Below are 12,513 nucleotides of genomic sequence, written 5' to 3' on the forward strand. Positions count from 1 at the left end.
CGACGGCGTCGGCGGACCCTTTCCGCTTCTCGGGAACGGCCGGGGCCGGTGCCGGGCTACTGGCCGAAGGCGCCCCGCGGCCCCAGGCCCACCTCCGCGAACCGCGTGCCGATCCGACGGTAGCCGGCCGCGTTCGGGTGCAGGCCATCCGGCAGGTCGTCGACGTCGCCGGGGCCGAAGAGCTCGCGCCCGTCCAGGTAGTGCAGGTTCCGGTCGTGCCGGCCGCGCTCCCCGGCGATCCGGGCGAGTGTTTCGCGCACCACGTTCAGCGTCAGGGCACCCTGGGCCACGTCGGCGCGGTCACCGGTGGCTTTGAGGCCCTCGGCCGTCCACACGCTGGGGCCGGGAGTGTCCTCGACCGCCAGGCAGGTGATCGGCGAGATCAGCAGCAACGGGGTGTCGGGGTGCCCGTCGCGGATCGTGTCGAGGAAGCCGTGCACCGCCGGAGCGAAGGTGCGCTGCCGGAACGATGCGGCGTTGACGATGTTGATGCCCACCTTGACGCTGATCAGATCGGCCGGGGTGTCCCGGATGGCGCGCGCGACGTAAGGGTCGAGCATCGCGTTCCCGGCCTGGCTGAGATTGACCAGGTCCACCCCGGCGATCGCGGCGGCCACGGCGGGCCAGGTGCCCGTGGGAGCGTCCGCCTCGATGCAGTGGCTGATGGAACTCCCATGGTGCACCCAGCGGCGGCGGCCGCTCGGTGCGGGCGGCAGGGCCTCGGCGTCGGCGCGCAGCGCGATCAGTTCGGTGCGGGTCTGCTGCGGCAGCCACAGCTCGACCTCCTTCATCCCGGCCCCGAGCCCGGCGAACCGCACGGTCCCCGGGGCACCGGGCTCGAGCCGCCGTTCACCCCGCAGATCGGGCAGGCGCACGATGTTGCCGACCGGCACCTCGGCCCGGCCGGCCGACTCCCCGTCCACCACCAGATCCACCAGCCCCGGGTCCATCGGATCCGGCTCGCCGTCGAAGTGCCACACGGTGGTCAGGACGTCGAGCTCCAGCCGACGCGCCTCGGTACGGAACGCCAGCCGGACACCCGTGGGCATCTCGGCCACGCCCCGCATGAACGGGTCCGGGTACTGCGCCCTGGTCCACGCGGGCAGCCGCAGCGGCAGCACCGCCGCCTCGGTGGTCTCCAGTTCCAGGGCGCCGCGGAACTCGACCGGGCCCCCGGCCAGGGGGACTTCACGCATCGAGGTGGTCATGGGGTGCCTCCGCTTCCTGCCTCTCGCTGTCAGGTGATCACCAATGCACGGGCCGCGGATTGTGTTCCCGGAAATATCCCGACGCACACCGTTCAGCGGTCGGTGGAGGGCGACTTTGCCGAGGCGTGCAGCAGCAGGTCGCGCAGTGCCGTGGCGGTGTCCGACGGCTCGGTGGGGGCGAGGACGACCTGGTCGGCGGTGGTCGAAGGGCCGGTGGGGGCGGCACTGACCGGCGCCTGACGTCGCGGATCGCCCCGCACCGGCGCCGGGAGGCGGCCGTACGAGACGGCCGCCTCCCGGGTCGGCATCGAACGGCTCAGTAGCCGATGGTGAATCGGCGCTGGACGAAGCGGGGCAGCTCGGCTTCGTCGACGAGCGCGACGGCCGCGTCCTCGGCCGAGATCCGGCTGAGGCCGTCGGCGTCGAGGACGGGCTGGTCGCCGCCGATGCGGAAGCGGCCGGTGCGTTCGCCGGGGGCTATCCGCTCGGCGGGGCTGAAGTAGGTCCACAGCCGATTGGAGGTGCGCAGGACGTTCAGCGCGTCGTGGTGGCCGCGTACCGCGGCGGCGTACTCGCGGGGAAGCCCGAGCGCGTCGAGCGTCTCGTGGAGGAGTTCCTCGTGCTCGGCGCGGACGACGCCCGGTTCGATCTCCAGGCTGCCGGCGCCGCCGATGACGATGAGGCGGGTGCGGGGGTGGCTGTTCAGGGCCGTGAGCAGTGCTCGGGCGGCGCTGGCGTAGACGGCCGGGTCCGCGACCGAGCGCTGGATGGTGTCGGTGATGTCCTTGGCGGCGTTTCCCGGCTGGAATCCGCTGATGAGGACGTCCAGGCCGGGCAGGACGGCGGCGATGCTCGCGGCATCAAGGACGTCGACGCTCGCCCAGCTGATGTTCTCGCGCCGGTCGTCGATGGCGGACGCGTCGCGGCTGAACGCCGCGACGCGGTGCCCGCGCCCCAGGGCCTCGGTGACGACGCGGCTGCCGATGGTGCCGGTGGCTCCGATGACGCCGATGTGCATGGTTCTCCCCTTGTACATGCCGGATGGACGGCGCGAGCAGCTCCTCACGCCGTGCGAAAACTATACGCCGTGAAGTTTATGCACGGCGCTCGGAATTGCGACGGTGTAGAGTGGGTGAGTGGCAGGCACCCGGAACACGGGGCGACGTGAGCGGCTGAGGGCCGAGACGATCGCCGAGATCAAGAGCACCGCACTGGAGTTGATGAGCTCGGGCGGCCCCGACGCGATCACCCTGCGGGCGATCGCCCGTGAGATGGGCATGACCCCCAACGCCATCTACGGCTACTTCGCCACCCGTGACGACCTGGTCACCGCGCTCATCGCGGACGTCTACACCGCGCTCGCGGACGCCGTCGACGCCGCCTGGGCGGCCTCCTCGCAGGGCAGTCCGGCGGCGCGCATCCAGGCGTGGGCGCACGCCTTCCGCGACTGGGCGCTGGCCAACCCCGAGGGCTTCCGGCTGGTCTACGGCGATCCTGTCCCCGGCTACCGGGCCCCCGAGGGCGGCGCCGCGCCGGACGCCGCCCGGCGCGTGTGCGTCGGCATCGCCGCCCTCGCCGCCGCGGCCTGGGAGAGCGCCGAATCACCGGCCGGGGAGGCGGACTTCACCTGGGACGACTTCGATTCCGGCCTGCTCGGCAAGATCCGCCAGGCCTTCCCCGACCTGCCGCCGGCCGGCGTGGCCCTCGCCCTGCGGATCTGGGGGCACCTGCACGGTCTGGTCGCGCTGGAGATCTACGGCCATCTGCGGGCCCAGACACTCGCCCCCGGCAAACTCTTCCGCGCCGAACTGGCCCAGTTGGTCCGGATTTTGGGCCTCGACGCAGACTGAAGTCAACGTCTTCATGGAGTGCCGGTTGCGCCGTGACGATCTACCGATGACCGGAATCGTATTGAGAATGATCAATTTTCCGATCTTTCGTTGCGCCACGACGATCACTCCCCTAGGCTCCAACCAGCCGAGGGGCCAGTGGAATTGACCTGAGATTCCCACTGGCTGGAACGCGGGGTTACGGGGTGACACGACCGGCCACGGGCCGGATGAGCTTGCGGGGGGATCGCATTCAGAAGTCTGCGGACGACGGCGGGGCCGCCTCCGGTCACCGGAGTGCGGGTCATCCGGGCTGACGCCCGAATCCGCCAGGGATTCGCAGAGCATCTCATTGGCACCGTCGACAGCTGTCGCTTCCGGTGCCATCGAGGTACGCCCTGAACGGGCTGATTGATCATGTTCCGCTTCCGTCCGCGGAAGCCCCGGCGATCTGCATCACGGAGTTCCCGCACTTACTCCGGAATGTATTCCTCCGGCTGGGCCTGGACTGGGCTCCCGGCTGGATCGACGCCTGTCTGGAGATGGAAACCGATGGCCGAATCCGAATCGCCGGTGTTCACCGAGACCTTCACGGTCACCTCCGATAACCCGTTACTGCGCGGCCATGTCGTGTACGGGCGACCGCTGCTGCCGGGCGTCGGCTACGTGGACCTCGTACTCCAGGTCCTCGCCCGGCACGGCCACGCCATGCCGGACGTCGAACTGCGCAACCTCACCATCCTCGCGCCCCTCGTCGCCGCCCCGGGAGAGCAGGTACAGGCCACCGTCGAGGGCCGCCCCGCCCCGCGCGGCGGCTGGCGCATCGAGGTCCGCAGCCGCCGCGCGCAGGACACCACCGACGTCCTGCACGCGGTGGTCGCCGCCCACCGCCGGGAGCCGGCCGCCTTCACCGAGCGGCTGGCGCTCCCGCTGGAGGGTGCGACGGGCGCCACCCCGCTGACCGACATCTACCGCTGGTGCCGGGAACACGAGCTCCAGCACTCGGGCATGATGAAGATCAGCGGCCAGGTACACCACCGCCCCGGCGACTGGATCGCCGAGTTGGAGCTCGCCCCCGAGTACGAAGGCACCACCGCGGCCTTCCTCTTCCACCCCGCGCTGTTCGAGGCCGGGCTGCTCGGCGGCGGCATCGCGATCGGCATGCTGCACGGCGGGAACGACGGTCCCGGTCTCTACCTGCCGCTGATGTTCGAGGAGTTCCGGGCCGCGGGTCCCCTGGGCAAGCGCGTCTTCGTCCGGGTCCCGGCCGATTCGGTGCGCCGGGACGAGGAACTCATCCGGCTGGTGGTCGAGTTCTACGACGACAGCGGGCGCAAGCTCGCCGAGGTCGGCCGGTTCGTGGCCAAGCGGGTCCGAGCCCAGACCTCCCTCGACGTCCGCGAAACCCCCGCCCCGGCTGCTGCCCCTGCCGCTGCTCCTGCTGCTCCCGTCCCTGCCCCTGCCGCTCCTGCTGCTGTTTCCGCGGGTGGTGGGGATTTCGCGTCGGTGCTGCGGGATCTGGTGGCGGCGCGGTTGTCTTTGGACGCGGTGGATGTGCCGGTTGATCTGGGGTATTACGAGCTGGGTTTGGCTTCGGCGGATCTGCTGGGGTTGGTGGCCGAGCTGGAGGACCGGATCGGTGTTGCGCTGTCGCCGACGGTGATGTTCGAGTATCGGACGGTTTCCGAGTTGGCGGAGCACCTGGCGGAGGAGTTCGCCGACCGCCTCCCGGCCCCCGCCCCCGTCCCGGCTGCTGCCCCTGCTGCTCCCGTCCCTGCCCCTGCCGCTCCTGCTGCTGTTTCCGCGGGTGGTGGGGATTTCGCGTCGGTGCTGCGGGATCTGGTGGCGGCGCGGTTGTCTTTGGACGCGGTGGATGTGCCGGTTGATCTGGGGTATTACGAGCTGGGTTTGGCTTCGGCGGATCTGCTGGGGTTGGTGGCCGAGCTGGAGGACCGGATCGGTGTTGCGCTGTCGCCGACGGTGATGTTCGAGTACCGGACGGTTTCCGAGTTGGCGGAGCACCTGGCGGAGGAGTTCGCCGACCGCCTCCCGGCCCCCGCCCCCGTCTCCGTCCCGGCTGCTGCCCCTGCCCCTGCCGCTCCCGCCCCGGCTCCGGCCCCCGCCCCGGCTCAGACTGTCGCGGAGGTTCCGGTTGCCGCCGGGGCCGACCCGCTGGCCGTCGTCACCGCCGAGGTGGCCGAGCTGCTCCAGGTGCCCGCCGCCGACGTCGACCCGGACGGCGAGCTCACCGAGTTCGGGCTCGACTGGACCGGCCTCGCCCGGCTCGCCGGACGGCTGACCGCACGCCTCGGCCGCCCCGTCGAGGCCACGGTGTTCTCCTGGCACCGGACCGTACGGGCTCTCGCCGCCCACCTCGGCAGCCCCGAACCTGCCCCGGCCCCCTCGGCGGCGGCACACCCGATGCTCCACCGCCCCGTGTCCACCGGCGAGGGCACCGCATACGCCACGCGGTTCGACGGCGAGGAGCCGTACCTGCGGGATCACCGGGTGCGCGGCGCCCGCGTCCTGCCCGGCGTGGCCCACCTGGAGATGGCCCGTGCGGCCGTCGCCCGCACCCTCGGCGAGGACACCGGCCGGATCCGGCTGGAAGACGTCGTCTGGCTCCGCCCCGCGACCAGCGGCCCGGACGGGCTCGAACTGCGGGTGACCGTACGCGCCCTGGCCGCTGCCGCCGCCGGGTACGCGTACGAGATCCACTCCCTCGATTCCGACGGCGGACACACCCTGTGCGGCGCCGGCCGCGCGCGGCTCACCGAGACCGCCCCCGCCCTCGCCCGGACGGCCCCCGGCCTCGCCGAGGTGCGCGCCGCCTGCACCGGACCCGCTCTCACCGGCGCCGAGGTCTACGCCCACTACGACGCGATGGGCATGGAATACGGTCCCGCCCAGCGGACCCTGGTCTCCGTGGCCACCGGCACCGACGCGGCCGGCCGCCCCCAGGTCCTCGCGGAACTGCTCCTCCCGGCCGCCGCCGACCCGCTGCCCGGCGCCCGCCTCCACCCCGGCATCGCCGACGGCGCCCTCCAGGCCACCATCGGCCTGTGGCTCACCGGCACCCCCGCCGACGGACAGGCCGCCCTCGCCCTGCCGTTCGCCCTCCAGAGCCTGGACACCCCCGCCGAGACCCCCACCCGGGCCTGGGCATGGATCCGCCACCGGACTGACGCCGCGGACACCGCGGATGCGGCGGACGCCCGTCTCGACGTCACCGTCTACGACGAGCACGGCCGGGTCTGCGCCGAGCTGACCGGACTGGGCACCCGCCGCCTGCCCGCCGAACCCCGGCCGGCCGCCGCCGAACCCGCCGCGAGCCCGCCGGTCCCGGTCCACACCGGGGCCACCGCGGCCCCGGTCCGCGCCCGCGCCTCCGCCGACATCGCCATCGTCGGTGTCAGCGGCCGCTACCCCGACGCCCCCGACCTCGCCGCCTTCTGGTCCAACCTGCGGGCCGGCCGCGACAGCATCCGCGAAGTCCCCGCCGAGCGCTGGGACCACCGGCGGTACACCGAGGGCACCGGCAGCGCCGCCGGCGCGTGGGGCGGGTTCCTCGACGGCATCGACGAGTTCGACCCGCTGTTCTTCCAGATATCCATGCTGGAGGCCGACTACCTCGACCCGCAGGAACGCCTCTTCCTCCAGTGCGCCCACCACGCCCTGGAGGACGCCGGCTACACCGGTCAGGGCCTGTCCCGCACCGGCCGGGTCGGCGTCTTCGTCGGCGTGATGTACCAGGAGTACCAGCTCTTCGGCGCCCAGGCGCAGCAGCGGGGCCGGCGCACCGCCCTGTGGGGCAGCGCCTCGACCGTCGCCAACCGGGTCTCCTACTTCTACGACTTCCACGGCCCCAGCCTCGCCGTGGACACCATGTGCTCGTCCTCGCTGACCTCCCTGCACCTGGCCGTGGAGGCCATCCGCAGCGGACAGTGCGAGGCGGCCATCGCGGGCGGCGTGAACCTCAGCCCGCACCCCAACAAGTTCATGGTGCTCTCCGAGCGCCACTTCCTCTCCAGCGACGGCCGCTGCCGTACCTTCGGCGAAGGCGGCGACGGCTACGTACCCGGCGAGGGCGTCGGCGCCGTCGTCCTGCGCCCCCTGGAGGCGGCCGTCGCCGACGGGGACCGCATCCTCGGCGTCATCAAGGGCACCGCCGTCAACCACGGCGGCCGTACCGGCGGTTACTCCGTCCCCACCCCGGTCGCGCAGGGCGAGGTCATCGCCGAGGCGATCGCCGCCGCCGGCATCGACCCGCGCGCCCTGAGCTACCTGGAGGCGCACGGCACCGGCACCTCCCTCGGCGACCCCATCGAGGTCGCCGGAGTGCACAAGGCGTTCCGCCAGGCCGGCGGCAGCCCCGAGCACCTCGCGGTCGGCTCGGTGAAGTCCAACATCGGCCACTGCGAGAGCGCGGCCGGCATCGCCGGGATCACCAAGGTGCTGCTCCAGCTCCAGCACGGCGAACTGGCGCCCAGCCTGCACTCGTCCCGGCTCAACCCGCACATCGACTTCGACCGCACCCCGCTTCACGTCCAGCAGCAGGTCGAGCCCTGGCGGCGGCCGGTCCTCGACGTGGACGGAGAGGCCGTCACCTTCCCGCGGATCGCCGGGATCTCCAGCTTCGGCGGCGGCGGCTCCAACGCCCACGTGATCATCTCCGAGTACCTGCCCGAACCCGGACACACCCGCCCCGCCGGCGCCTCGCACGCCGACGGCCGGCCCGCCCTGCTGGTGCTCTCCGCCGCGACCGAGGAGCAGCTCGCCGAGGTGGCCCGCCGGCTGCGCGGCCGGCTGGCCGAACTGGCCGACGCCGACCTGCCCGACGTGGCCCGGACCCTGCAGACCGGCCGGATGCACCTGGACGAGCGGTTCGCGTTCGCCGCCCGGACCGTCGCCGAGGCCACCGCCGTACTCGACGCGTTCGCCGCGGAACCGGGCCGCCCCGGCCCCGGCGCGGTGCGCGGCACCGTCCGCGCCGACCGGACCCCCGGAACCGACGCGGTGGCCGCCGCCGTCGCCGAGTGGACCGGGCACGGCGCCCACGACGGGCTGCTGCGGCTGTGGGCCGACGGAGCCGCCGTGGACTGGGACACCGCCCACGCCGGCTTCCCGCCCGCCCGCCGCGTCGCCCTCCCCGGGTACCCCTTCGCCAGGGAGCGATGCTGGCTGGACGACGACGTCCTCGGCGAGCCGCTCCCGTGGCCCGCGCAGTCGCAGCAGCCCACACGCCCCGCCGCCGCGCGGGAAGCCGTCCCCGCGCCGGAGGCCGTTCCCGTACGGGAAGCCGTCCCCGCGCCGGAGGCCGTATCCGCCGCCGGCCGGGACGACGAGGTGCTGCTGTTCCGCCCGGAGTGGACCGACCGCGCCCCCATGCCCCGGCCGCGGCCGGAGGAGTACGCCGCCCACCACGTCGTGGTGATCGGCGAAACCCCCGCGGCCGACCGCGCGGCCCTCACCGCCGCCCTGCCCGCCGGTACCGCCGTCACCTTCCTGGAGCCCGCCGGCACCACCACGGACCAGCGGTACACCGACGCGGCCCGCCGCCTGTTCGGCATCGTCCGCGATCTGCTGGAACGCGGCGTACGCCCCGACGAACTGCTCCAGGTGGTCCTGACCGGCCCGGCCGACCCCGGCCGCGCCGTCGGATTCGGCGGACTGGCCGCCCTGCTGCGGACCGCCGCCCTGGAGAACCCCAAGCTGCACACCCGGTTCGTCGACTGCCTGGACGGGGCCGCCCCGGCCGTGGTCGCCGCCCGGCTCGCCGCCGAGTCCGCGGCCGGACCCGGCGACGCGGAAGTCCGCTACCGCGACAGCCGCCGCCAGGTCTGCCGCCCGGCCGAACTCACCGCGGCCCGCCCGGCGGACCGCCCCTGGCGCGCCGACGGCGTGTACCTGATCACCGGCGGCGCCGGCGGCCTCGGCCTGATCACGGCCCGGGAGATCGCCGCCCGCACGAGCGGCGCCACCGTGGTACTCACCGGCCGCTCCCCGCTCGACGCGGAGCGCCGGGCCGCCCTGCGGGAGCTGCGCAAGGCCGGGCTGACGGTGGAGTACCACCGCGCCGACGCCGCGGACCGCGCCGATCTCGCCCGGCTGCTCGCCCACATCGCCGACGCGCACGGGCCGCTCACCGGCGTCGTGCACAGTGCCGGGGTCGTCGCGGACAACTTCGTGGTCCGCAAGAGCCCGGAGGAACTGGAGCGGGTGCTGGCGCCCAAGGTCGCCGGACTCGTCCACCTCGACGAGCTGACGGCGGACCAGCCGCTGGACTTCTTCGTCTGCTACTCCTCGATCAGCGGCACCTTCGGCAACCCCGGCCAGGCCGACTACGCCGCCGCCAACGGGTTCATGGACGCCTACGCCGCCCACCGCGAGGCCCAGGCCGCGGCCGGCCGGCGCAGCGGCCGGACCGTCTCCGTCGGCTGGCCGCTGTGGGACGAGGGCGGCATGGGGGCGACCGATCCGGTCGTCCGCGACCACCTCGCCAAGGCCGGGCTGACCGCGCTGGACACCCCGCGCGGCCTGGCCGCCCTCCGGGTCGCCCTGGCCCCGCGGGAGAACGGGCTCGACGCCGGGCGGCTCCTGGTCGTCGCCGGCCGCCGCGCGGAGCTGCCGGCCGGGCTGACCGGCCGTGCCGACGCCCCCTCGGCACCCGACGCCCCCTCGGCACCCGACGCCCCCTCGGCACCCGACACCCCCTCGGCCCCGGCCGCGGCGCTCTCCGCCGGCGGGGGAGAGGACCCGGCGGACGGTCTGGAGGAGCGGGCGGTCGCCCACTTCCGCCGGCAGCTGGCCGCCACCCTCAAGCTCCGCCCGGAGCGGCTGATTCCCGAGACCCCGCTGGAGCGGTACGGCGTCGACTCGGTCCTCGCCGTCAACTTCGTCTCCGGACTGGAGGACGACTTCGGGCCGCTGCCCCGCACCCTGCTCTTCGAGGTGCAGACGGTCCGCGGGCTCGCCCGCCATCTGGCCGACGAACACCCGCAGGCCCTCCGTACCCTGCTCGGTGAACCCGCCCCCGCCCCCGCCCCGAGCCCCCAGGCCGCCGCCGTGGCCTCGGCTGAGCCTGTCTCGGTTGAGCCCGCCGCTGCGCAGCCTGCTCCGGCTGAGCCCGCCGCGCCCGCCCCGGCCCCGGCCGCGCCGGCGGCCGCGGACCGGGACCCGTACGCGGACGCCGTCGCCGTCGTCGGGATCACCGGCCGCTACCCGGACGCCGCCGACCTCGACGCGTTCTGGGCCAACCTGCGGGCCGGCCGCGACTCGGTCACCGAGGTCCCGGCCGACCGCTGGGACCACGAGCGATATGCCGGCGGCCCGGACACCCCCGGCAGCAGCCGCGGCAAGTGGGGGGCCTTCCTCGACGGCATCGACCGCTTCGACCCCCTGCACTTCGGCATCTCGCCCCGCGAGGCCGCCGTGATGGACCCGCAGCAGCGGCTCTTCCTGGAGACCGTCTGGCACCTGTTCGAACAGAGCGGGGTGACGCAGCAGGTCATCGCGGAGCGCCACGACCGCCGGGTCGGTGTCTACGTCGGCGCCGCCTACCAGATGTACCGGGCCGACGCCTCCGAGCCGGCCCTGGCCGCGCTGACCTCGTCCTCCTCCTACAACATGATCGCCAACCGGGTCTCGCACTTCTTCGGGCTGGAGGGACCCAGCCTCGCCGTGGACAGCATGTGCACCTCCTCGGCCATGGCGATCCACCTCGCCTGCGCCGACCTGCTGCGCGGGGAGGCCGAACTGGCCGTCGCGGGCGGGGTGAACCTCACCGTCGACCCGGACAAGTTCGTGGCCCTGTCCGAGATGCAGTTCCTCGGCAGTCACCCCGGCAGCCGCAGCTTCCGCGACGGTGACGGCTACCTGCCCGCCGAGGGTGTCGGCGCCGTCCTGCTCAAGCCGCTGGCCGCGGCCCTGCGCGACGGCGACACCGTGCACGCCGTCATCCGGGGCACCGCCTCGCTGCACAGCGGCCGTTCCAACGGCTTCATGACGCCGAGCCGACCGGCCATGGTCAAGGTGATGCGGCAAGCGCTGGAGCGGGCCGGCGCCGCACCGGACTCCATCGGCTATGTGGAGGCCGCCGCCAACGGCACCGCCTTCGCCGACGAGGTCGAGGCAGGCGCCCTGCGCGAGGTGTTCGCCGGGTCCGCCACCCCGGTCGCGGTGGGCACCGTGAAGTCCAACCTCGGCCACCCCGAAGCCGCCTCCGGCATCGCCCAGCTGACCAAGGTCGTGCTCCAGCTGCACCACCGCGAGCTGGTGCCCCTGGTCGAGACCGGCGACCCCAACCCCAACCTCGACCTCACCGGCGGCCCGCTCGCCCTGTGCGACGCGGTGACCGGCTGGGAGCCCCGCGGCACCACCACCGACGGCCGGCCGGCCCCGCGCCGCGCCCTGGTCAACTCGGTGGCCGCGGGCGGCAGCCACGTCACCCTGGTCGTCGAAGAACCCCCCGCCCGCCCGGCCCCCGAGGCCGGGGAGCGGGACGCGGCGGCGTACGGACCCCAGCTGGTGGTCCTCTCCGCCCGCACCCCCGAGGCACTGCGCACCACCGCCCGGCGGCTGCACGACCACCTGCTGACCGAGCAGGCGGACCTCGCCGACCTCGCCTGGACCAGCCAGCTCGGCCGGGAGGCGCTGCCCGAACGGCTCGCCGTGGTCGCGGACTCCGCCGAGGCGCTCCGGTCCACTCTGGCCCGTCACCTCGCCGACCGGGCGCCCGCCGGACCGGAGCCCGGGCTGTACCTCGGCAACGCCGAGGAGGACGCCGGCCCGCTCGGCTCCCTCCTCACCGGCCGCCGCGGCAGCGACCTGCTCGCCGGGCTGGTCGCCGACGGCGACCTCGACCGGCTGGCCGACCTGTGGGTGCACGGGGCGGCCGTCCCGTGGCACGGACTCCACCACGGGCCGCGGCGGCTGGTGCCGCTCCCGGCGACCGTCTTCGAGACCGGCCGCCACTGGGTGGGCCGCACCCCGACCGGCATCCCCGCCGCTGCCGACCCCGGGCCGGCGCCCGCGAGCGGGCAGCGGGGCACGGGTATCGAGAACACCGGTGACACCGGTGACACCGGTGTCCTCGGTGCCGGTACCGAGGACACCGGCACCGAGGCCCTGATGACCGCCCTGTGGGCCGAACTGCTCCAGATCGAGCCGCACCGGCTCAGCGCGCGGAGCAACTTCTTCTCCCTCGGCGGCAACTCGCTGATGGCCACCCGCCTGATCAACCTGATCAAGCAGCGCACCGGGGCGGAAATCCCGGTCCAGGCCGTCTTCGACGCGCCCCTCCTCACCGACCTGGCCGCCGAACTGGACCGCCGTATGCCGGCCGCCGGCACGTCGGACGCGGCCACCCCGGACCTCGGGCCGGACCTGTCCGCGATCCTCGACGGGCTCAGCCGCATCGAGGGCATGACCGACGACGAGCTGGACGCCCTGGGCGTCGGGAACCAGGGCTAGGGGAC

At 74.0% G+C, this 12,513-nt stretch carries 5 protein-coding genes; 2 read left to right on the forward strand and 3 right to left on the reverse strand.

Features of this window, described 5'->3' with window-relative positions; translation table 11 throughout:
* Window positions 1–56: 56 nt before the first annotated feature.
* From AC4BDD_RS30390 to AC4BDD_RS30400, 3 genes are all read right to left on the reverse strand, one after another.
* Window positions 57–1,208, reverse strand: coding sequence for a GDSL-type esterase/lipase family protein (locus AC4BDD_RS30390; RefSeq protein WP_490688693.1), 1,152 nt, complete (start codon window positions 1,206–1,208; stop codon window positions 57–59).
* Between the two features lie 92 nt (window positions 1,209–1,300).
* Entirely contained in the window at window positions 1,301–1,516 is a 216-nt protein-coding gene (locus AC4BDD_RS30395) for a hypothetical protein (RefSeq protein ID WP_490688694.1), read from the reverse strand.
* Between the two features lie 8 nt (window positions 1,517–1,524).
* Complete coding sequence (locus AC4BDD_RS30400; RefSeq protein WP_490688695.1) at window positions 1,525–2,226, reverse strand: NAD(P)-dependent oxidoreductase; 702 nt, start codon at window positions 2,224–2,226, stop codon at window positions 1,525–1,527.
* A 118-nt stretch (window positions 2,227–2,344) separates the two neighbouring features.
* Between AC4BDD_RS30400 and AC4BDD_RS30405 the strand changes: the two genes are divergently transcribed.
* Together AC4BDD_RS30405 and AC4BDD_RS30410 are read left to right on the forward strand one after the other, a co-directional pair.
* Complete coding sequence (locus tag AC4BDD_RS30405) at window positions 2,345–3,058, forward strand: TetR/AcrR family transcriptional regulator (RefSeq protein WP_490688696.1); 714 nt, start codon at window positions 2,345–2,347, stop codon at window positions 3,056–3,058.
* Between the two features lie 531 nt (window positions 3,059–3,589).
* Window positions 3,590–12,508 (forward strand): SDR family NAD(P)-dependent oxidoreductase, encoded by an 8,919-nt coding sequence (locus tag AC4BDD_RS30410; protein ID WP_490688697.1) that lies wholly within the window; start codon window positions 3,590–3,592, stop codon window positions 12,506–12,508.
* The last annotated feature ends 5 nt before the right edge of the window (window positions 12,509–12,513 follow it).

Source organism: Streptomyces sp. JLBT605 (assembly GCF_058215555.1).